Below are 21,194 nucleotides of genomic sequence, written 5' to 3' on the forward strand. Positions count from 1 at the left end.
TGGCGGGTGATGGAAAAGCCCGCTACCGCATCCCCCGCCATGACCATCCGCAAGCCCGAAGGCGTCACCATCCGCGCGGTCGCCGAGCGTGCGGGTGTGTCGGCGATGACCGTGTCCAACGTCATCAACGGCACGGGCAAGGTCGGTCCCGTGACCCGCGCGACGGTGCTCGCGGCGATCGAGGAACTGGGATACCGGCCCAATATCGCCGCGCGGCGACTGGCCAAGGCGCGGGCGACGACGCTGGGGCTGGTCTATAGCGACCGGCGGACGCCGTTCATCGACTCGGTGTTGCTCGGCGCATTGCGCGCGACCAATGCGCGGGGCCTGCAATTCATCGCCCAGGCTGAGGAAGGGCTGACCCGCGAGGCGGCGGAAGCGGCGGTGCGCGCGCTGGTGCAGAGCGGCGCGGCGGCGGTGCTCCTCGTCCCGCCCTTTGCCGAATTGCTCAGCGGGTCGGGGCTGTTCGAAAAACTGGGCGTCGCGGCGGCGGCGATCGCGACGGGGCGGGGGCTGCCCGACATCTCGACCGTGCGGGTCGACAACCGCGTGGCGATGGCGGCGATGACAGCGCATGTCGTGGACCGGGGGCATCGCCGCATCGGCTTTCTGGCGGGGCCGACCAGCTTTTCCGTCGCGGACGAGCGGCTGGCCGGGTTTCGCGAGGGCATGGCGGCGAATGGATTGCCGGTCGATCCCGCGCTGGTCATTCGGGGCGGTTTCGACCCGGCTTCGGGCGCGGAGGCTGGGCGTGCCCTGTTGTCGCTCCCCGACCGGCCGACCGCGATTCTGTGCAGCAGCGACGACATGGCCGCCGGATTGATCGGCGAGGCGCATCGTATGGGGCTGCGACTGCCGCAGGATCTGGCGGTGACGGGGTTCGACGATACCGCGATCGCGGCGCGACTCTGGCCACCGCTGACGGTGATCCGCCAGCCGGTCGGCGACATGGCGTTTCGCGCGGTCGAGCAGGTGCTGGCCAGCCTGCGGTCGCGGCAAGTGGAGGACCGCGTGGTGGAATTTGAGCTGGTCACCCGGGAGTCCGTGGCGGGGGGGTAGTTTTGCGAATCCCGTGGCCTTCGACTTCGCTCAGGCTGAACGGAGGTTGGGATTGGGGTTCACGCCATCCAGCCCGTTCGCACTGAGCGAAGTCGAAGTGCACGTGCCAGCATCGCCACAAACCCCCGCCTTTGCATCACCCCATCCGCCCATATTCCGCGACCAGCGCCACCTGGTCCGCATCGCCCAACACCACGCCGACCCGCTGGTGCAGGCCGATCGCCTCCACGTCCATGATCCGGATCGCGCCATCGATCGACGCGCCGCCCGCCTGTTCGATCAGGAAGCTCATCGGGTTCGCTTCGTACAACAGCCGCAACTTGGCCTTGCCCGGCTGGCGGTGGTCGCCGGGGTAGAGGAACACGCCGCCCCGCTTCAGGATACGGTGGATGTCCGCCACCATCGAGGCGGTCCAGCGCATATTGTAATCCTCGCCGCACGGACCCTCGGTCCCCAGAATCCGCTCTTCGATATAGCGCGCGATGCCGGGCGACCATTGGCGGCGGCGGGCCATGTTGATCGCGAATTCGCGCGTCCCCGCCGGGATGCGCATCGGCCCGTCGGTCAGCCGCCACGATCCCAGTTCGCGGTCGAGGGTGAATTCATACACCCCCTCGCCGACGGTCAGTACCAGCAAGGTCTGCGGCCCATAGATCGCATAGCCCGCCGCGACTTGCGCCCGACCGGGCTGGAGGAAGTCCGCCTCGGTCACCTCGCGGCCCGCGCAATCCTCCGGCGCGCGAAGCACCGAGAAGATCGTGCCGACCGACAGGTCGACATCGACATTGCTCGACCCGTCGATGGGATCGAACAGCAACAGATATTCGCCCCTGGGATAGCGGTTGGGGATGCGGTGGATCGTCTCCATCTCCTCCGACGCCATCGCCGCCAAGTGTCCGCCCCATTCATTGGCGTCGAGCAGCAGGTCGTTGGCGATCACATCCAGCTTCTTCTGGACCTCGCCCTGCACATTCTCGCTGCCCAGACTGCCCAGCACATCGCCCAGCGCGCCCTTGGAAATCGCCTGGTTCACCGCCTTGCACGCCCGCGCGACCGTCTCGATCAGCAGGCGGAGTTCGGGCGGGCAGGTTTCCGGCGATCGGCGTTGCTGCTCGATCAGGAAACGCGTCAAGGTCGTCTGGCGCGGGGTGATCATCGTCATATCGCTCCGGAGGGTGGCGGGGCCGAGCCAGGATGGCGGCGCGGACCATGCCCCGGCCCCCGACCCCGTGCAACCGCCCGTTAAGGCAAGCGGGTGCTTTATGGCGGCGTAGCTTTTCTGTTATATCCCATTGTCCAAGTGGGATATGATGAGGGTCGGAGGATCGTGATGACGACCAGCAAGCTGACCGCCGCCCCCCGCAACGGGGAAGATGCCGCCACCGGGATCGACGGTATCGTCTCCGCGCTGCGCCTCGCCCGCCATGGCTGGCGTCAGCGGCAGGATGCGGGACGTGATGTCGAGCGTTTCCCCTCGCGCGCCGGGGTGGAGGATGTCGTCGCGCTGGTCGCCGCCGCGCTCTATCCGCGCCGTCTGGGCCATTTCCGGGGAATGCCCGTCGAGGAGGACCGCTTCGTCACCGCCAAGCTGCTCGCCGCGCTGACCGCGCTGGAGCGGGAGGTCGGGGCCGAACTCGCTTACTGGCAGAAGGATGCTGATACGGCCTTCCCGCCCGAACAGGCGGCGCTGATCGCCCGGCTGTTCGGCGCGACCCTGCCGCATGTGCGCGAGATGATCGACAGCGATGTCGAGGCGGCGTTCCTGGCCGATCCGGCGGCGCGCAGCGTCGATGAGATATTGCTCTGCTATCCGGGGGCCGTCGCCAGCCTGCATCACCGGATCGCGCATGAGCTGAACGGGCTGGGGGCGCCGATCGTCGCGCGGATGATCTCCGAACTCGCCAATGAGCGGACCGGGATCGACATCCACCCGGCCGCGACCATCGGGCGGCATTTCTTCATCGACCATGGCACCGGCGTCGTCATCGGCGAGACCGCGATCGTGGGTGAGCGGGTGCGCGTCTATCAGCATGTGACGCTGGGCGCGCGCTCCGCGCTGGGCACCGCGCCGCGTTCGCCGCGCGACCGCTTCGCCCGGCATCCGATCGTCGAGGACGACGTCATCATCTATGCTGGCGCGACGGTGCTGGGTCGGGTTACGATCGGCGCGCGCTCGGTGATCGGGGGCAATGTCTGGCTGCTGAGCGACGTCGCGCCGGATAGCGTCCTCGTCCAGCCCGAGGCGCGGGCCTTGCAGCGGGCGGAGGGGCGCGCGCTGCGACAGGAGCTGGAGGGTATGGCATGACGCGAACACGCAAGCCCATCGTCGGACTGATGTGCGGGAACGAGGTCGCCGGTCGCTCCATCCAGGCGGTGGCCACCCGCTTCATCGAGCCGGTGGTGCGGCTGTGCGGGGCGAGCGTGGTGATGGTCCCCGCCGTGCGCGAGGCGGTCGATCCGGCGGCGATGGCGGACATGCTCGACGGCCTGTTGCTGACCGGCGGGCGATCGCATGTCGAGCCCGCGCAATATGACGATCGCGGCCGTCTCGCCCGCCATCTCTGCGACCCGGAGCGGGACAGCGTCGCATTGTCGCTGGCCGGCCGGATGATCGAGCGGGGCAAGCCGGTCTATGGCATCTGCCGGGGGATGCAGGAGATCAACGTGTTGTTCGGCGGCACCTTGACCTGTCTGGGCGGGTTGCCGCGCCACCATCGCGGATCGTGGGACGAGGATTACGAGGCGCTGTTCGGCCATCATCATCCCGTCGATCTGGCGGCGGGTGGCGTGCTGGCGGGGCGCAGCGGGCATCGGCGGCTGGAGGTCAATTCGGTGCACCAGCAGGGCGTCGACCGGCTGGGCTATGGCCTGGTGGTCGAGGCGCGCGACAGCGAGGACGGGCTGATCGAGGCGTTTCGCGCGCCCGGCTGCGGCGCGGATGTGCTGGCGGTGCAGTGGCATCCCGAATGGGACGGCGCGCAGTGCAGCGTGGCGCACAGCTTCTTCACCTTGCTGGGCGAATCCATGCAGGGCCGCGCCTGATCCTCATGGGAAAAATTGCACTATCATATTTGCAAGTGGAATCGCGCGGCGGCCATCGGTAAGGGGGGCGGAGCGAGGGAAGGGCGCGCGAGGCGACCCGTAGGAGAAGGAGCCCGATCGATGAAGCTGCTGCGTTATGGTGAACCGGGACGGGAACGCGCGGGACTTCTGGATGCCGATGGTCGCATTCGCGCGCTGCCCGAGGCACTGGGCGACCTGGCCGCCGAACGGCTGAGCCCCGCCGGTCTCGCCGAGATCGCCGCGCTCGATCCCGCTTCGCTGCCGCTGGTCGAGGGTGAACCGCGCCTGGGCTCGTGCGTGGCACGGCCGGGCAAGTTCATCTGCATCGGTCTCAACTATCGCCTTCATGCCGCCGAGAGCAATCTGCCGATCCCGGCCGAGCCGGTGGTGTTCGGCAAATGGTCCAGCGCGGTCGTCGGCCCGAACGACGATGTGGAAATCCCGCGCGGCTCGGAAAAGACCGATTGGGAAGTCGAACTGGGCGTCGTGATCGGCACCCGCGCGCGCTATGTCGACCGGGCATCGGCGCTGGACCATGTCGCGGGCTATTGCGTCATCAACGATGTCAGCGAGCGCGCCTATCAACTCGAACGCGGCGGCACCTGGGACAAGGGCAAGGGCTGCGACACCTTCGGCCCGACCGGCCCGTGGCTGGTGACGGCGGACGAGGTCGCCGATCCGCAGGCGCTTCATCTTTGGCTGGAGGTCGACGGCCATCGCTATCAGGACGGCAACACCAGCGACATGATCTTCACGGTCGCGGAGATCGTTTCCTATCTCAGCCAGTTCTGCACGCTGGAGCCGGGCGATATCATCTCGACCGGCACGCCCAAGGGCGTCGGCATGGGCCAGAAGCCGCAAACCTATCTGCGCGCGGGCCAGACGGTGCGGCTCGGCATCGAGGGCTTGGGCGAACAGACTCAGCGCTTCGTCGCGGCGGCCTGACGCGACTGCATTTGTTTTCCTCTCCCCGGTGCAGGGGAGAGGTCGGATCGGCATTCAAGCGGAATGCGTGAATGTCGACCGGTCACGACGAGCATCGGAAAGAGCCAAGCCCGCTTGACGGAACCAGCGGGTTGCGCGAACCCGCTGACCATGGCCGATACACCTCAAAAATCGGAGACGAAGGACACGCTGCGCTTCTTCCTGAAGCTGGCGCTGTTCGTCTTCATCCTGCGCAGCTTCATCGTGACGTCGTTCGTCATCCCGTCGGAATCGATGCTGCCGCGTCTGCTGATCGGCGATTATCTGTTCGTGACCAAGTGGAATTACGGCTATTCGCGCTGGTCGCTGCCCTTCGGCCTGCCGCTGCTGCCCGGCCATATCCTGGCCCGTGCGCCCGTGCGCGGCGATGTGGTGGTGTTCCGCTCGCCGGGCCCGGACGATCATGACGTCATCAAGCGAGTGATCGGCCTGCCGGGCGATACGATCCAGGTGACGAACGGCCAGGTCATCCTGAACGGTCGCCCGATCCCCAAGCAGCGGATCGCCGATTTCGTCCTGCCGCTCACTCCCAATTTCGATGCCGACAGATGCGGTCCCTTCCTCGACACGGTCGCCGGGAAACCCGTCTGCCGGTATCCGCGGTTCCGCGAGACGCTGCCCAACGGCAAGAGCTATGAAGTGCTCGACCAGGGCAATCTGCCCGACCGCGACGACACGGTGGTCTACACGGTTCCGGCAGACAATGTCTTCCTGATGGGGGACAATCGCGACGATTCGGCGGATAGCCGTTTCGCGCCGCCCATGGGCATGGGCTATATTCCGATGAACCGGCTGGAGGGCCGCGCGGCGGTGACCTTCTTCTCGACCGACGGCACGGCGGAGTGGATCAAGCCCTGGACCTGGGTGACGGCGGCCCGCTGGAATCGGATCGGAGAAGGGTTTTGAGCGCTCTTGAACCCTGGCTGGCCGAGATATTCGGTCGCGCACCCGCCGACACCGCGCCCTTCCAGCGCGCGCTGACCCATGGCAGCCAGGCGGCGGAGAATTACGAGCGGCTGGAATTCCTGGGCGACCGGGTGCTGGGCCTCATCATGGCCGAATGGCTGTGGGAACAGTTCCCGAACGAGCCCGAGGGGCAATTGTCGCGGCGTTTGAATACGTTGGTGACGGGAGCGGTCTGTGCCGATGTCGCGCGCGACCTGGGCGTGCGCGATCATCTGCGGCTGGGCAAGCAGGCGCGCGACGATGGCGCGTCGGACAGCGACAATGTGCTGGGCGATGTGATGGAGGCGCTGATCGGCGCCTGGTATCGCGAGGCGGGGCTGGAGGCGGCGCGGGGCTTCGTCCGCAAGGCCTGGGGCGACCGGGTGCATTCGCAGGGGAAGGCGCCGCAGCATCCCAAGTCGGCGCTTCAGGAATGGGCCGCCGCGCATAACCGCAAGGCCCCGGAATATGTGGTGACGGACCGCTCGGGTCCGCATCATGCGCCGCGCTTCACCGTGACGGTGCGGATCAACCGGTCGGGCGAGGCGACGGCCACGGGGGCCAACAAGCAGGAGGCGGAAACCGCTGCGGCGAAGGCGTTGCTGGTGAAGTTGAAGGAATAAGGACAGGCTTCGACTTCACTCAGCCCGAACGGGGGGTGTACGGGAGGTCCGTTCCCAACCTCCGTTCAGCCTGAGCGAAGTCGAAGGCCACGCAACCCCGCTCGAACCGATCCCCGCGCCTCAGTGCTTGGCCGCCGCGTCCTTCTTCGCCTGAACCTTCGCCCGGTGATGCCCGATCGCGCAGCCCGCCGCCGCGCCCAGCACGGCATGGCCCTTGCCGACGAAATGCCCGCCGACTCCGCCGACCGCCGCGCCCTTCAGGCAACCCTTGGCCGAGGCGGGGCCCGCGACGGTCAGCAGCGCGGCGGCCGACAAGGCGGTGAGAAGGGTCTTCATGGCGTCTCTCCTGACTCTCAAATCGAGGCGCGAAGAATGCGCGCGTCGCCGTGGCCGTTCCGTGATGGGCCCATTACATCGCGTCCATGCGGGCTTTCCCTTGCCGGGAAGGGGGCTTGGCCTGTACCGCTGCTAGCCATGACTGAACAACGTTGCGGCCTTGTCGCCGTCGTCGGCGCGCCCAATGCCGGCAAATCCACCCTCGTCAACGCGCTGGTCGGCCAGAAGGTCGCCATCGTCAGCCCCAAGGCGCAGACGACCCGTGCCAAGCTGCTGGGCGTCGCGATCGAGGGGGATGCGCAGATCCTGCTGGTCGATACCCCCGGCATCTTCGAGCCCAAGCGCCGCTTGGACCGCGCGATGGTGGCCGCCGCCTGGGAAGGGGCGGAGGGCGCCGATATCCTGGCGCTCGTCGTCGACGGAAAGGGCGGCATCGGCCCCAAGGTCACCGCCATCGCCGAGGCGATCGCCCACCGGCCCGAGCCCAAGCACCTGATCCTCAACAAGGTCGATATCGCCGACAAGGCGCGGTTGCTCGGCCATGCCGAAAAGCTGAACGAGGTCGTCAAGTTCGACGAAATCTGGTTCGTCTCGGCCCAGACCGGCGACGGCCTGCCCGAACTCAAGGCGCATTTCGCCAGGCTGATGCCCGAGGGGCCGTGGCATTACCCCGAGGACCAGGTGTCCGACGCCACCGAACGCGCGCTGGCGGCCGAGGTGACGCGCGAGCAGATCTATCTGCAACTCCACGCCGAACTCCCCTATGCCAGTGCGGTCGAGACCGAGGCGTATAAGGAGCGCGAGGACGGATCGGTCGAGATCCACCAGCAGATCCTGGTCGAACGCCCGACCCAGCGCGCCATCGTGCTGGGCAAGAACGGGGTGCGGATCAAGGAGATCGGGGCCAAGGCCCGCGAGGAACTGGCGCGGATCCTGGGACATAAGGTGCATCTCTATCTGCACGTCAAGGTGAAGCCGGGTTGGGATGAAGACCGGTCGGTGTACCGGGATATCGGGTTGGACTGGGTGGATTGATTTCTTGGGGTGGGGGCTCGGTGAGACACTTTTGCCCTCCCCCATCCCCTCCCGCCTGCGGGAGGGGTGCGCTGCCTGGCGAATGTCGCGCATAAGCCAAAGACGTTTCGCTCGCTGAAGCGCTTACGGGAGCCGCTTGGCACGCCCCTCCCGCAGGCGGGAGGGGATGGGGGAGGGTTGGTGGCTAGGCGACCGACTCGCCCAGCCGCCCCAATGCCCACTCCGCCGCCTCCACCACCACCGGATCGTCATCCCCCAGCAACCCCCGCAGCACCGGCACCAACTCCGCCGCCCCGCTATTCCCCGCCGCGATCGCCGCGTTGCGTATCATCCGGTTGCGCCCGATCCGCTTGATCGGCGAGCCCGAGAAGACCTGCCGGAACCCGGCATCGTCCAGCGACAGCAAATCCCCCAATTCCGGCGCGGTCAGTTCCGCGCGGGGGTGAAAGGCCATGTTCGCCTGCGCCGCCGCCGCGAACTTGTTCCACGGGCACACCGCCAGGCAATCGTCGCAGCCATAGATGCGGTTGCCGATCGCCGCCCGGAATTCCTCCGGGATCGGCCCGGCATGTTCGATCGTCAGATAGGAGATGCACCGCCGCGCATCGATTTGATAGGGGGCGGGAAAGGCATCGGTCGGGCAGGCTCGCTGGCACGCGTCGCACCGCCCGCACGTATCGCGCGCCACCGCATCGGGCTCCAGTTCCAGCGTGGTGTAGATCGCCCCCAGGAACAGCCAGCTACCATGATCGCGGCTGACCAGATTGGTGTGCTTGCCCTGCCAGCCGAGTCCCGCCGCTTCGGCCAGCGGCTTTTCCATCACCGGCGCGGTGTCGACGAAGACCTTGAGGTCGCAACCCGCTTCCTGCGCCAGCCAGCGGCCCAGCGCCTTCAACTGGCGCTTCACCACGTCATGATAGTCGGCCCCCTGCGCATAGACCGAGATGCGCCCGATCCGCCCCTGATCCGCCAGCCGCATCGGGTCTTCGGCGGGGGCATAGCTGACGCCCAATGAGATAACCGACTTCACCTCCGGCCATAGGCTGGCCGGGCTTTGGCGCTGGTGCGCGCGGTCCGCCATCCAGATCATCGATCCGTGCCGCCCCTCGGCCAGCCATTGGTGGAGGCGCTCGACCGTCTTCGGCGCGGCATCGGCATGGGTGATGCCGATCGCGGCAAAGCCCAGTTCCGCCGCCTTCGCCTTGATCCGGGTTTCCAGCTTGTCTTGCGCCACGTCCGCCCGCTACCACAGCCGTTCAGGGAGGAACAGTTGCGTGGATAATCAGTGGGCGGTCAGCGCCTCGGGCCTCGCCAAGCGATTTGGCGACCGGCGTGTGGTGGACGGCGTCGACATCGCGGTTCCGACCGGCGCGGTTTACGGTGTTCTGGGCCCCAACGGCGCGGGCAAGACGACGACGCTGCGGATGCTGCTGGGCATTATCGAGCCCGACGAGGGCCGGCGCACGTTGCTTGGCCATGACCATCCGCGCGAGGCCAGCGATCTGGTCGGCTATCTGCCCGAGGAGCGAGGGCTCTATCCCGCGATGAAGGCGCGCGAGGCGATCGCCTTCATGGGGGCGCTGCGCGGACTCGATTGGGCGACCGGACGGGCACGCGCGGTCGAACTGCTCGACCAGGCCGGGCTGGGCCATGCCGCCGATACCAAGATCCGCAAATTGTCCAAGGGCATGGCGCAGTTGGTGCAGTTGCTCGGCTCGGTCGTCCACCGGCCCCGGCTGCTCGTGTTGGACGAACCCTTTTCGGGGCTCGATCCGGTCAATCAGGAACGGCTGGAGGCGTTGATCCTGGGCGAGCGGGACCGGGGCGCGACCATCCTGTTCTCCACCCATGTCATGGCCCATGCCGAGCGACTGTGCGATCGCCTCGCCATCATCGCGGGCGGGCAGCGGCGGTTCGAGGGGACGGTGGACGAGGCGCGCGGCACGCTGCGTTCGCGGGTCCGCTATCGCCCGCGCGACCCGGAGCGGGCGTCCCCCGACCTGCTTCCCGCCGACGCGGTGCGGGAAGGGGAGGATTGGCGCTTCGTCCTGCCCGATGAGGGGATCGAACCGGTGCTGGGGCGGCTGCTGGCGGCGGGAGCGGGGATTATGAACCTGTCGATCGAGCGGCCCAGCCTGCACGAGGCCTTTGTCCGCATCGTCGGCGAGCCGGTCGAGGAGAAGGCGGCATGAGCCGGACACGTCGATTGCTCCGCCAGACCATGACGATCGCACGCCGCGATTTCGTCGCGACCGTCTTCACGCCGATCTTCCTGCTGTTCCTGTTCGCACCGCTGATCATGGTGGCGTTCAGCACCATCGGCGCGATGGGCGCGGCGCAGGCGGCGGATCACGGTGCCGACCATGTGCGCATCGTCGCGATCGTGCCCAACGCGGTGGCGGGCGCCTTTGTCGAGGCGGACAAGCGCGCGCGCATCGTCTTCCGCCGCGACGAGGAACCGCCCGCGCTGGCGATCCTAACCCCCTCGGGCGAGCCTGGGGTCCAGGCGCGCAAGGCGTTCGAATCCGGCGACTATGACGCGACGGCCATACTCTATGGTCCGCTCAACCGGCCGACCATCCTGTATGGCCCGCGCGGCACGCGGGCGGCGGACTATCTGACGGTGCTGGCGAGCAGCGCGCTGTCGGCCGAGCGGCTGGGCGGCGAACTACCCCGGGTCGAGGCCACCAAGGTGCCGTTCAGCCGCCAGCGCGCGACGCTGGGCGGCCAGAACCAGACCGCCTTTTTGGCGGTGTTCGGCGTCTTCTTCCTGACCCTGTTCCTTGCGGGGCAGGTCGTCGGCACCATGGCGGAGGAGCGGTCGAACAAGGTGATCGAGGTGCTGGCCGCCGCCGTGCCGCTGGAGGCGGTGTTCCTGGGCAAGCTGCTGGGCATGTTCGGGGTGGCGGTGCTGTTCATCGGCTTCTGGGGCACGGTGCTGGGCCAGGTGACCAGCCTGCTGCCGCCTGCGTTCGGCGGCATGGTGGGCGAACTGTCCCCGGCGGTCGGCCTGCCGATGTTCACCCTGTTGTTCGTGACCTATTTCACCATGGCCTATCTGCTGCTCGGATCGGTGTTCCTGACGATCGGGGCGCAGGCCTCGACCATGCGCGAGATCCAGATGCTGTCGCTGCCGATCACCATCGTGCAGGTGGGTATGTTCACCCTGACGCTTAGCGGCCTGTCCAGCCCCGATAGCTGGCTGGCGGTGATCGCCGAAGTGTTCCCGCTTTCCTCGCCCTTCGCCATGGCGGGGATGGCGGCGGCGAGCGACTCGCTTTGGCCGCATGCGGTGGCGTTGGCCTGGCAGGCGCTGTGGGTGGCGATCTTCGTGACGCTGGGCGCGCGGCTGTTCCGGCGGGGCGTGTTGCAGTCGGGCAGCGTGCGGCCGTTCTGGCGGCGCAAGGGGGCGTGATCCGGCCCTCTTGATCTTCGATGGGGGATTAGGGGCCCTTATCCCGAGCGGAGCCCCTTCCTATCTTGGGTTCATGACCGCATCTCCTTCCGATCGCCGCGCTTTTCTGTCGCTGATGGGGCTGGGTGCCCTGGGTGCGGGCCTGTCCGCCTGCGGGCGGGAAGCCGAGGCGGCGGAGCGCTTTCCGGTTGCGATGAGCGACGCGGCCTGGCGGCAGAAGCTGGGCCCGGCGGCCTATAATGTGCTGCGTCGGGAGGGAACCGAGCGTCCCTATTCCAGTCCGCTCAATGACGAGCATCGCAGCGGCGTCTTCGCCTGCAAGGGATGCGCGCAGCCGGTCTTTTCGTCCAAGACCAAGTTCGAGAGCGGCACCGGCTGGCCGAGCTTCTGGGCGCCATTGCCCCGGGCCGTGGGGACGCGCAGTGATCGATCGCTGATGATGGCGCGGGTGGAGGTGCATTGCAGCCGCTGTGGCGGGCATCTCGGCCATGTCTTCGACGATGGGCCGAAGCCGACGGGGAAGCGCTATTGCATGAACGGCGTGGCGATGACGTTCCGGGCGGCTTGATTCGCGCGGGGATTCCCCGTGGCCTTCGACTTCGCTCAGGCTGAACGGGTGTCAGGAGTGTTGAACCGGCCCCTTGCCGGAATACGAAACCCACAGCCGTTCGCGCTTGCGGCTGGGCGGGGCCATCTGCCCCAAAAGCAGGAAGTTTACTCGACCGGAGCGGCGAAGGTCAGGATGCCGCTGACACGGCCATTGTCGCGCGAGGCGATCTGGGTGGCGGGGAGGTCGGCGACGTTGCTCTTGTGGCCGGAATAGATGAAGCCCTTGGTCGGATAGGCGGAGGTGCCCAGGTCGCCATTGGGGCCGTACCAGACCTTGACCATCGACCAGTCGTTGTTCGGCGAGACGTCGATCGCGCGGACGTCGCGCTCGATGCCGCCGCGGCGCGACCAGTTGGCATGGGTGAGGAGGACTTCGCGGTCGCTGACGACCTTGCTGACCATCGCGACATGGCCGACGCGCATCCGGCGGGTGGCGTCGAAGGCGAGGACCGAGCCCGGCTGCGGGGTGTGGCCACGCTCGTAGCGGCCCTCGGCCTGGCCCCACCAGGTGTTGGCGTTGCCGTGAAGATCGATGCCTGAAATCTCGCGGGCATAGGGTGCACACTGCCAGAACTGCGCGGCAGCAGGGGTGGCCATCATCAGGCCGCACGATGCCATCAGCGCGAATCGCACTGCAAATGCCTTGAACTTCACAGGACCCCCCGGTCGGAATGTCGGTGTGAGTGTCGATTAACCGGGGCCAAACGGCTTGGAAAGGCGGGCTGGAACCATATCCGGTGAACGGTGTTTCGGCGGCGGTGACCTGAAAATCCGGCGGCGAAACGAAAATTTCGTTCCTCGTTTCGCCGTCAAAGATACTCGGTTCATCGTCCGAGCAGGCGATCCACGGTAACCTGTGTGACCGAATGATAACCGGGACGCGCCTTGTCGTAGATTCGCTTGGCGAGCGCCTGTCCCCATTCGCCCTGTCCCTGAAGCTGCTGGAACAGCGGCGCGACGAACTTGCGGCGGCCCTGCGAGGTCAGGAACTGCTCGGCGGACGCCTCGGCGGGCGCGTAGCGATTGGCGAGCGCCAGCCGCAGCCAGGCGAAGCGGATCTCGCTATTGCCCGTCTCGTTCCAATGAAAGCGTCCATCCAGCGCGGCGAGCCGGTCGGCGGAAAGCTGGCGCGGCAACTGGTCGAGGAAGCGGACATATTCCTGAGTCGTGACCTTGTCGGGCAGCGCCGCCACCGGACCGCCCGCCGCAAAGGCCTTCGCCGCCGCATCGATCGCGGGGAAGGCGTCGGAGCGGACATGGACCGCATTGGCGGGAATGCCGGGCTGATAGACCCAGGCATCGACGCCGATCCTCTCCGCCTCACCGGGCTTGAGCAGGTTCGCCTTCAGGTCGGCGAGGAAGCCCGCGCTGGTCTGCGGCTGAAAGGCGTGGCGATCGAAATAGCCGCGCAAGTAAGTGTCCCAGCGTGCACGGCCGACTACCGACTCGATGGTGCGCAGGAAGGTCGCGCCCTTGTCATAGGCGATCTGGGTCATGCCGTCGTCGGGATCGCGCTTCGCATCGAGATCAAGATGCAGCTTGGTATCGGGCGAGGCGGGCCCACCGGCTTCCTTCACCGCATTCTGCATGTCGGTCCAGGCCAGGTCCGCCTCCATCGCGGCACGGCGCTTGCCGTACATCGACTCCATGATCCGGTTCTCGAAATAGCTGGTGAAGCCCTCGTTCAGCCAGAAATCGTCCCAGGTCGCATTGGTCACGAGGTTGCCCGACCAGCTATGCGCCAGTTCATGCGCGATCAGGCTGACCAGGCTCCGGTCGCCCGCCAGCACGGTCGGCGTGGCGAAGGTGAGCATGGGGTTCTCCATGCCGCCGAACGGGAAGCTGGGCGGCAGGACCAGCACGTCGTAGCGGCCCCAGCGATACGGACCGTAAAGCCCCTCGGCAGCGGTCACGAACGTGTCGAGACCGGCGAATTCCCACGCCGCCTTGTCGAGCATCGCGGGTTCGGTCCAGATGCCGGTATTGCGGCTGAGCGGGCGGAATTGCAGGTCGCCGATCGCCAGCGCGATCAGATAGGGGGCGACCGGCTTGTCCATGCGATAGCTGGCGGTGTGGCGGCCATCCTCGCACGGGGATTTGGCGACCCGCTCACCGCTCATCACCACGGTCAGGTCGCAGGGCGCATTGACGGTGGCGTCCCAGGTCTGGCGGATGCCGGGCGAATCCTGCGTCGGGATCCAGCTGCGGTTGAGGATCGCCTCGCCCTGGCTGAACAGATAGGGGTGTTTCTTGCCCGCCGTCTGTTCGGGCGACAGCCATTGCAGCGCCTTGGCGCCCGGCGCGGAGGCATAGGCGATCCGCACAATGCGCTGCCCGTTCAGCGTGATGGTCAGCGGCGCGCCGTGCACCGCATCGCCCTTGCCGATGCTATAGGGCAGGGGGCGGTTCTGCGCATCGGTGACGGTGACGATGCGCAGGCCGTTGTCGTCGACGACCAGCGTCTTGGCATTCGGCTTGGCATCGACCGACAGGGTCGCGATGCCGCGCATCACATGGCTGTCGAAATCGGCATAGAGGTTGAGCGAGACATGGGTGACCCGCGCCTCCAGCGGGCGGGCGAAGCTGTGCACGTCACGCGCGTCGGCGCTGGTCAGTACGGGCGCGGTCTGCGGGGCGGCGGCGGGAGTTTGAACGGCGAGCAACATCGCCAGGGCGGCCAGGGACATGGGCACTCCGAATGGGACAGGATGATTGCACCATAGCCGGATTGTCCGGGAATGTTAGAGCTCTGGACGGATGGACTTCGGCGCACCAGCTAAAGGCGCATGGACGAGATGACGCTGGCGGTGGTGGGGATCGACTTTCCCAATGAGGACAAGGCACGGAGCAACCGGCGTTTCGAATGGCTGGCATCCGCGATCGGCGATCCGGTGACGCTGCGCCCCGAGCCGCGCAACCGGCATGATCCCCATGCGGTGGCGGTGTTCAGCCAGCGCGAGGTGCAGCTCGGCTATCTCTCCGCCGAACGCGCGCCGCTGATCGGGGCGCGATTGCGGCGCGGGGAAGAGGTGAGCGCCATCTATCAGGGGCTGAGGGGATCGGTCGCCTATATCCGCGTCCGTTTCGGCGGCGGCGCGCCTACCTTGCCGTCGGAGCGTGAACCAGTCGATCCCGTCGCGCCGCTCGGGGACGATGGCTTCTATCCCGATCCGGACGGTCCCGAATGGGGGGCGTGATCCGCGTTCCGGCGATCGCCCAACGAAAAAGGGAGCCGAAAACGGCTCCCTTCCACCGCATGGTTCCCCATGCGCCAATGGTCCGGGCGGGGTTTCCGCCGCCCGCGACGATCAGTTGCTGTCCGCGTCGTCGTCCTTGACGATCGCGACAACGCCGATGGCAACGACGCCAGCAGCGATGATCGCAGCCAGGATGCCCGCACCGGCCAGCTTGTTGTTCTTGGCGGTCGGAGCCGACGCGCGGACCGACTTCGAAACCGACAGGCTGGCGGCCGGGTTCGTCGGAGCAGCAGCAACCGGAGCAGCGACCAGAGCGGTGGCGGCAACAGCAGACAGGAACTTCATCATACTCAATCTCCCATGGCGAACTACCGCCAAGACGCGGTGGTGTTCATCGTCCCGATAGCGCATACGCGCGCCACAGTAAATTTGTTCCTGCACCGCACCAATTTTTTTGCAACTGCGGGGAACATTTTCGAAGTCTGAAATCCTGTTAACTATAGTGTCAGGAAAAATTGTTCCATTACGGATGGATCGCCGCTCCGCTGATTGCCGAGGTCGTGGGGGCGAAGGCGATTCACAGGTCGGGCGGCATCAGCGTCCGCCGTCGCGCCGGGTCAGCGCCGCGACGCAACTCGCCCGGTCGATAGCGCTGCCATCGGGCTCGCGCGCGTCGAGATAGGTGACGCGCGGCTCCGACCCGTCCTTGGGATAGAGATAGGCGTCGAGCACGCAGAAGCTGCCCTGGAACTGCAACTTGCGCGCGGCCCCTTCGCGGACATCGGCATCGGGATTGCCGAACAGCTTGGTCAGCCCGGCGGCGTCCTGGCCCAGCACGCGCTCCAGCCCGACGCTGGTATAGGGCACCGCCACCGGGGCCATGCCGGTGCTGCGAACCGGGGCGGCGGTTTGCGGCACGGTACAGCCGGCTAGCAGGATCAGGGGGAGCAGCAGCGGCGCGGGGAACCGGATCATGGCTGTCGTCTCTTGTGAAAGAAATGGGTCGCCATGCTCGCCCCCAGGACGGGCGCGAGCAGGTTCAGCCCCGGAACCACGAACAGGGCGGCGGCGGCAAGTCCCAACAGGAAGCGGGCAGGCCCGGTCGCCTTGCGCCAGCGACGCATGGCGGGGCCGTCCATATGCCGCGCCGCCACCATGTCGCCCAGGTCGCGCGACAACAGCCAGGCATTGACCAGCAGGAACGCCGCCGCCGTCCCCACGCCGGTCGCGAGCAGCACGATGTAGAGCGGCAGGAGCAACAGGTTGATCGCAATCACCCGGAGCGCCGATCCCAGGCCCATGGCCATGCCCCGCGCCAGCGCCACCGGCCGCGCGCTCGCCAGCGCCTGGGGATAGTGCCTGGCCTCCACCGCCGCGACGATGTCGTCGGCGAAGATACCGACGACCGCCACCGCGACCGCGCGAAAGGCGAGCCATAGGGCCAGCAGCTCGACCACCAGGGTCAGCGCCGCCGACCATCCGCCCGCCTGCGCGCCCAGCCACCCGGTCAGGGCCGCACGGACGCCCCACCACATCGCCACCCCGGCGGCGGCGAACAGCGCGAAGGTGACCGCCAGCGAACGGACCAGCACCCGGCGGATGGCCGGATCGCCCAATTGGGCCAGCGACAGGAAAAAGGCGCGGAACATGCCGCCGGGATGGCGCGGCGTGGGCCCTCAAGTCAATGCGGCGCCGGGATGGTCGCCACGGTGCGGCGCCGTGGCTTGCGCGGGGGGTAGGCCCTGACTAGGGCGGCTCCATCCAACTGCTTTATCTCCGGAGTCCGTTACTTGACCAAGCCCACTTACGACGTGGTGGCGATCGGCAATGCCATCGTCGACATCCTCGCCTCCGCCGAGGATGAGTTCATCGCCGAGCAGGGCATGACCAAGGGCGCAATGCAACTGGTCTTCTCGACCGAGGAAGCCGATGCGCTCTATGCCAAGATGGGGCCGGGACGCGAGATTTCGGGCGGATCGGCGGCGAACACGCTGGCGGGCATCGCGGCCCTGGGCGGCAAGACCGCGTTCATCGGCCAGGTCGCCGACGATCAGCTTGGCGAGGTCTTCGCGCACGATATCCGCGCCGCCGGTGTCCGCTACGACACGCCGGTCCGCGCGGGGCAGCCGACCACGGGTCGCTGCATGATCTTCGTCAGCCCCGATGGGCAGCGGACGATGAACACCTTCCTGGGGGCCTCGCACTATCTGCCCGCCAGCGCGCTGGACCGCTCGCTGATCGAGGATGCGGCCTATCTCTATATCGAGGGCTATCTCTGGGATCCGGAAGAACCGCGCGCCGCGATGCGCGCCGCGATCGACGTCGCGCGGGCGGCGGGCCGCAAGGTCGCCTTCACCGCCTCGGCCGAGTTCGTGATCGACCGCCACCGTGCCGATTTCCATGCGCTGATCGATGGCGGCATGATCGACGTGATCTTTGCCAACGAGACCGAGATCGTCGCGCTGACCGAGGCCGCCGATGTCGAGGCGGCGATCGCGTCGCTGAAGGACAAGGTCGAAACTCTGGTCGTGACGCTGGCCGAAAAGGGTGCGCTGGCGCAGCGTGGGCCCGAGCGGGTGACGGTGCCAGCCCATCCGGTCGACAAGGTGATCGATACGACGGGCGCGGGCGATCTGTTCGCGGCGGGCTTCCTCCATGCCCAGACGCAGGGGCAGGACCTGAAGGCCTCGCTGACCCTGGGCGCGGCCTGTGCCGCCGAGATCATCAGCCATTTCGGCGCGCGGCCCCAGGTCGACCTGAAGGCCCTGGCCGCCGGTCTGTAACCCAATCCTCCCCAAGCTGTGCTTGGGGAGGGGGACCATCCGAAGGATGGTGGAGGGGCAACGGCCCCCAAAGCAAAGGGCCCGGAGGATCGCTCCTCCGGGCCCTTTTTAATGCCTGCCGAAACCGATCAGCGATCGAGCGGCTTGGCGATTTCCGGCTGCATCGCGGGATCGTCCACGACATCGACGATGCCACGACCGACATGGCTGCGGCTGCGGCTGTAGAGGAAGTAGATGACCAGCCCGATCGCGCCCCAGATCGGCAGGACCAGCTTGGCGGTCAGCGGCAGCGACAGATACAGGACGACGCAGCCGATGATCGCCATCGGCGCGACGATATAGACGGCGGGCGTGCGGAACGGCCGATGACGTGACGGATCGGTCCGACGCAGCACCATCACCGACGTCGCCACCATGAAGAAGGCGAACAACGTGCCCGCGTTCGAATAGTCGGCCAGCTTGCCCACCGGCAGGATCGCCGCGGCGATCCCGGCGGCAAGCCCGGTCAGCAGCGTGACGACGTGCGGCGTGTGGAACCGCGGATGGACCGAGGCCAGCTTGGCGGGCAGCAGCCCGTCGCGCGCCATGGTGAAGAAGATGCGCGTCTGGCCGAACATCATCATCAGGACGACCGAGGGCAGCGCCAGGACGGCGGCCAGGCCGACCAGGCGACCGATCATCGGCCAGTTGATGGTGTCGAGCACATGGACCAGCGCTTCCTTCGAGCAGACCAGCGGCTCGATGGCTCCCGAGGCCACGATCGCGGCGCAGCGGCCCGCGATCTCGGGGGTGCCCGGCGACAGCACCCGCCCCGCCAGCGACGCGACCGGCTGTGCCCCGATCGCCCCGATCGCGCCCCCGGCGACCATCAGATAGAAGATGGTGCAGATCGTCAGGCTGGCGATCAGGCCGATCGGCACGTTGCGTTGCGGATTCTTGGTTTCCTCCGCCGCCGTCGACACGGCGTCGAACCCGACATAGGCGAAGAAGATCGACGCCGCCGCGCCCAGCACGCCGAGCCCCGACGAGCTGAACGGGTTGCCGATGCCGGTCGGCAGGAACGGGTTGAAATTGTCCGCGTTGATGACAGGAATGGTGAGCGCGACAAAGGCGGTCAGCGCGGTGATCTTGATCGCGACCAGAATCGCGTTGACACGTGCGCTCTCGGTGGTGCCGATGATGAGCAGCCACGTCACGAACGACACGACGATCACGGCGGGCACGTTGACCCAGCCGCCAACCGCCATCGCCTGGGTCAGGTCCGCGCTGGGGGGCGCACCAAAGGCGATATACATATGCGCCATCAGCGCATCGGCGTTGCTGATCGCGGCGGGGACATGGACCCCGATGCCGTTGAGCAGCCCGACGGCATGGTTGGACCAGCCCACGGCGACCGCGCTCGCGCCGACCGCATATTCGAGGATCAGCGCCCAGCCGACCATCCAGGCCAATATCTCGCCCGTCACGGCATAGGTGTAGGTATAGGCCGACCCGGCGACCGGCACCATCGATGCCAGTTCCGAATAGCAGAGCGCCGCGACGGCACAGATGAAGCCTGCGACGATGAAGCTGAGCATCATCCCCGGCCCCGCCTTTTGCGCGGCTTCGGAGGTCAGAACGAAGATGCCCGTGCCGATGACGGCGCCGATACCCAGCATGGTGAGCTGGAACGCGCCTAGCGATCGTTGCAGCCCCTTCTTCTCGGCGGTCGCCAATATGGCGTCCAGAGGCTTAACGCGCCCGAAAATCATGAATGTCCTATCCCCCCAAGGGAAGGGCGGCCCCATTCGGAACGCCCCCGGTGTTTGGTGAATGATCCGGAAGGTTAGCTGCAATTTTATTGCGTGCAATCCCTAAGACGCTGGGGATGCGGCCAGGGGAGGGGAAAGGGGGTGTTGCCAGCCCATCTTTAAGCCCCTCCCGCAGGCGGGAGGGGTTTGGGGAGGGCAGGGGTCTCACCGAGAATAACGCCCGTGGCTTGCCCTCCCCCATCCCCTCCCGCCTGCGGGAGGGGCGTGGCGAGCCGGTCTGTCAGCGCGCGAGCATCGGGCCGAGCGGCCTGCCCGCCAGGATGTGGACATGGAGATGCGGCACTTCCTGTCCCGCATCCGGCCCGATATTGGCGAGCAACCGGTATCCCGGCCCGACCGCCCCGGCTTCCCGCGCGACATGGCCGACCGCCCGGACGAAGCCGGCGATCTCCGCCTCGCTGGCGCGCGCCGAGAAATCGTCCCACGACACATAGGGGCCGCGTGGGATCACCAGGATATGGGTCGGCGCGTGCGGTGCGATATCATGGAAAGCGATCGCCCATTCGTCCTCATAGACCCGCTTGGAAGGAATTTCGTCGCGCAGGATCCTGGCGAAGATATTCTGGTCGTCATAGGGCAGGGTGGCGTCGATCGGCATCGAAATTCTCCGTCAGATTCAGCGCGGCCGCGCGGCCTTTTCGTCATGCCCCGACACGCCCTCGCGCCGCGCCAGTTCGGCCCTGACATCGTCCAGCGAATGGCCGGTATCGGTCAGCAGCACGATCAGGTGGAACATCAGGTCGGCGGCTTCGGACACGATCTTGTCGGGCTGCGCCATCGCCGCGATGACGGTTTCCACCGCCTCCTCGCCCAGCTTCTGCGCGATCTTGGGTCGCCCCTTGGCGAACAGGCTGGCGGCATAGGAGGTGGCGGCGTCGCCCGCATCGCGGCGCGCGCGGATCGTGGCTTCGAGGCGGTCGAACATGTCCATGACGGCTGGGTGGCGTGGGGAGCGGCCCGCGTCAATCCTTGCGGTTGCGGCGGCGCATGGCGCGGCGCAGGAACCAGATCGCGCCGATCGCGAAGACGAACAGCGCGATGTCCGACCATTCGGGGTGGGTGCGGACGTTGATGACATCGCTGTGGCTGTTAGCGGCGGTCATGATGGTGAGGGGCATGGGGGGAGTTTAGCAGCGTGTTCGGCGGCGGTCATCGGGGGGATTTGGTTCACGCGAAGACGCGAAGGTTTTTTGGTTCGCGCGGAGGCGCGGAGGCGCGGAGAGTTTGGTTTCGGGGCGAGTGTACGGAAAAATCCAGATGCGCTTTCGTCTACCGATCGCTGGCTTCATCCCAACCTCCGTTCGCGCTGAGCGACGTCGAAGCGCACGCCCCGT

The 21,194-nt window shown here is 67.1% G+C and carries 24 protein-coding genes; 12 read left to right on the forward strand and 12 right to left on the reverse strand.

Annotated elements, in window-relative coordinates:
- Window positions 1–9: 9 nt before the first annotated feature.
- Window positions 10–1,059: a LacI family DNA-binding transcriptional regulator gene (locus tag QE379_RS06415; RefSeq protein ID WP_306998954.1), complete on the forward strand. Its 1,050-nt coding sequence runs from the start codon at window positions 10–12 to the stop codon at window positions 1,057–1,059.
- 136 nt (window positions 1,060–1,195) lie between these two features.
- Here the strand turns inward: QE379_RS06415 and QE379_RS06420 are convergent, their stop codons facing one another.
- On the reverse strand, window positions 1,196–2,215 hold the full coding sequence (locus QE379_RS06420; RefSeq protein ID WP_307003107.1) for a class 1 fructose-bisphosphatase: 1,020 nt from the start codon (window positions 2,213–2,215) through the stop codon (window positions 1,196–1,198).
- A gap of 174 nt (window positions 2,216–2,389) precedes the next feature.
- Between QE379_RS06420 and epsC the strand changes: the two genes are divergently transcribed.
- The 5 genes from epsC to rnc all read left to right on the forward strand — a co-directional run bounded on the left by epsC (window position 2,390) and on the right by rnc (window position 6,674).
- A complete protein-coding gene (gene epsC / locus QE379_RS06425; RefSeq protein WP_306998956.1) occupies window positions 2,390–3,364 on the forward strand; it encodes a serine O-acetyltransferase EpsC in 975 nt (324 codons plus the stop codon).
- Window positions 3,361–4,101 (forward strand): gamma-glutamyl-gamma-aminobutyrate hydrolase family protein, encoded by a 741-nt coding sequence (locus QE379_RS06430; protein WP_306998958.1) that lies wholly within the window; start codon window positions 3,361–3,363, stop codon window positions 4,099–4,101. Before epsC ends, QE379_RS06430 begins: the two co-directional genes overlap by 4 nt.
- A gap of 120 nt (window positions 4,102–4,221) precedes the next feature.
- Window positions 4,222–5,067 (forward strand): fumarylacetoacetate hydrolase family protein, encoded by an 846-nt coding sequence (locus QE379_RS06435; protein ID WP_306998960.1) that lies wholly within the window; start codon window positions 4,222–4,224, stop codon window positions 5,065–5,067.
- Between the two features lie 150 nt (window positions 5,068–5,217).
- Window positions 5,218–6,012 (forward strand): signal peptidase I, encoded by a 795-nt coding sequence (gene lepB, locus QE379_RS06440; protein WP_306998962.1) that lies wholly within the window; start codon window positions 5,218–5,220, stop codon window positions 6,010–6,012.
- Window positions 6,009–6,674, forward strand: coding sequence for a ribonuclease III (gene rnc, locus QE379_RS06445; protein ID WP_306998964.1), 666 nt, complete (start codon window positions 6,009–6,011; stop codon window positions 6,672–6,674). Before lepB ends, rnc begins: the two co-directional genes overlap by 4 nt.
- Before the next feature lie 120 nt (window positions 6,675–6,794).
- On the opposite strand, the gene QE379_RS06450 is transcribed toward rnc, so the two are convergent.
- Entirely contained in the window at window positions 6,795–7,010 is a 216-nt protein-coding gene (locus tag QE379_RS06450) for a hypothetical protein (RefSeq protein WP_267434418.1), read from the reverse strand.
- Window positions 7,011–7,148: 138 nt separating this feature from the next.
- Between QE379_RS06450 and era the strand changes: the two genes are divergently transcribed.
- Complete coding sequence (era, locus tag QE379_RS06455; RefSeq protein ID WP_306998966.1) at window positions 7,149–8,045, forward strand: GTPase Era; 897 nt, start codon at window positions 7,149–7,151, stop codon at window positions 8,043–8,045.
- 184 nt (window positions 8,046–8,229) lie between these two features.
- On the opposite strand, the gene queG is transcribed toward era, so the two are convergent.
- Window positions 8,230–9,279, reverse strand: a complete 1,050-nt coding sequence (gene queG, locus QE379_RS06460) for a tRNA epoxyqueuosine(34) reductase QueG (protein WP_306998968.1) — start codon at window positions 9,277–9,279, stop codon at window positions 8,230–8,232.
- Window positions 9,280–9,319: 40 nt separating this feature from the next.
- On the opposite strand from queG, the gene QE379_RS06465 reads away from it, so the two are divergent.
- The 3 genes from QE379_RS06465 (at window position 9,320) to msrB (ending at window position 12,028) form a co-directional block, all read left to right on the forward strand.
- Entirely contained in the window at window positions 9,320–10,237 is a 918-nt protein-coding gene (locus QE379_RS06465; protein ID WP_306998970.1) for an ABC transporter ATP-binding protein, read from the forward strand.
- On the forward strand, window positions 10,234–11,460 hold the full coding sequence (locus QE379_RS06470) for an ABC transporter permease (protein ID WP_306998972.1): 1,227 nt from the start codon (window positions 10,234–10,236) through the stop codon (window positions 11,458–11,460). Before QE379_RS06465 ends, QE379_RS06470 begins: the two co-directional genes overlap by 4 nt.
- A gap of 73 nt (window positions 11,461–11,533) precedes the next feature.
- Entirely contained in the window at window positions 11,534–12,028 is a 495-nt protein-coding gene (msrB, locus tag QE379_RS06475; RefSeq protein ID WP_373461737.1) for a peptide-methionine (R)-S-oxide reductase MsrB, read from the forward strand.
- A 146-nt stretch (window positions 12,029–12,174) separates the two neighbouring features.
- On the opposite strand, the gene QE379_RS06480 is transcribed toward msrB, so the two are convergent.
- Window positions 12,175–12,669, reverse strand: a complete 495-nt coding sequence (locus tag QE379_RS06480; RefSeq protein WP_306998974.1) for a CHAP domain-containing protein — start codon at window positions 12,667–12,669, stop codon at window positions 12,175–12,177.
- 224 nt (window positions 12,670–12,893) lie between these two features.
- Window positions 12,894–14,756, reverse strand: a complete 1,863-nt coding sequence (locus QE379_RS06485) for a M1 family metallopeptidase (protein WP_306998977.1) — start codon at window positions 14,754–14,756, stop codon at window positions 12,894–12,896.
- A gap of 99 nt (window positions 14,757–14,855) precedes the next feature.
- Between QE379_RS06485 and QE379_RS06490 the strand changes: the two genes are divergently transcribed.
- Window positions 14,856–15,266: an HIRAN domain-containing protein gene (locus tag QE379_RS06490; RefSeq protein ID WP_306998979.1), complete on the forward strand. Its 411-nt coding sequence runs from the start codon at window positions 14,856–14,858 to the stop codon at window positions 15,264–15,266.
- Window positions 15,267–15,377: 111 nt separating this feature from the next.
- On the opposite strand, the gene QE379_RS06495 is transcribed toward QE379_RS06490, so the two are convergent.
- From QE379_RS06495 to QE379_RS06505, 3 genes are all read right to left on the reverse strand, one after another.
- Window positions 15,378–15,614, reverse strand: coding sequence for a hypothetical protein (locus tag QE379_RS06495; RefSeq protein WP_267434425.1), 237 nt, complete (start codon window positions 15,612–15,614; stop codon window positions 15,378–15,380).
- A gap of 246 nt (window positions 15,615–15,860) precedes the next feature.
- Window positions 15,861–16,241: a hypothetical protein gene (locus QE379_RS06500; protein ID WP_267434426.1), complete on the reverse strand. Its 381-nt coding sequence runs from the start codon at window positions 16,239–16,241 to the stop codon at window positions 15,861–15,863.
- On the reverse strand, window positions 16,238–16,915 hold the full coding sequence (locus QE379_RS06505; protein WP_306998981.1) for an EI24 domain-containing protein: 678 nt from the start codon (window positions 16,913–16,915) through the stop codon (window positions 16,238–16,240). The genes QE379_RS06500 and QE379_RS06505 overlap by 4 nt, the downstream gene beginning before the upstream one ends.
- 141 nt (window positions 16,916–17,056) lie before the next feature.
- Here QE379_RS06505 and QE379_RS06510 point away from each other — a divergent pair, with 141 nt between their 5' ends.
- A complete protein-coding gene (locus tag QE379_RS06510; protein WP_306998983.1) occupies window positions 17,057–18,049 on the forward strand; it encodes an adenosine kinase in 993 nt (330 codons plus the stop codon).
- Window positions 18,050–18,177: 128 nt separating this feature from the next.
- Here the strand turns inward: QE379_RS06510 and QE379_RS06515 are convergent, their stop codons facing one another.
- The 4 genes from QE379_RS06515 to QE379_RS06530 all read right to left on the reverse strand — a co-directional run bounded on the left by QE379_RS06515 (window position 18,178) and on the right by QE379_RS06530 (window position 20,978).
- A complete protein-coding gene (locus tag QE379_RS06515) occupies window positions 18,178–19,800 on the reverse strand; it encodes an amino acid permease (protein ID WP_306998986.1) in 1,623 nt (540 codons plus the stop codon).
- A gap of 280 nt (window positions 19,801–20,080) precedes the next feature.
- Entirely contained in the window at window positions 20,081–20,458 is a 378-nt protein-coding gene (locus QE379_RS06520) for a histidine triad nucleotide-binding protein (protein ID WP_306998989.1), read from the reverse strand.
- A gap of 18 nt (window positions 20,459–20,476) precedes the next feature.
- Window positions 20,477–20,791 (reverse strand): phosphoribosyl-ATP diphosphatase, encoded by a 315-nt coding sequence (locus tag QE379_RS06525; RefSeq protein WP_306998992.1) that lies wholly within the window; start codon window positions 20,789–20,791, stop codon window positions 20,477–20,479.
- 31 nt (window positions 20,792–20,822) lie between these two features.
- The gene (locus tag QE379_RS06530; RefSeq protein WP_306998994.1) at window positions 20,823–20,978 is read right to left on the reverse strand and encodes a hypothetical protein; all 156 of its coding nucleotides are present in this window, start codon (window positions 20,976–20,978) and stop codon (window positions 20,823–20,825) included.
- Window positions 20,979–21,194: the final 216 nt, after the last annotated feature.

Origin of the sequence: Sphingomonas sp. SORGH_AS_0879, assembly GCF_030819175.1 — a bacterium.
In the GTDB taxonomy this organism is placed as follows: domain Bacteria; phylum Pseudomonadota; class Alphaproteobacteria; order Sphingomonadales; family Sphingomonadaceae; genus Sphingomonas.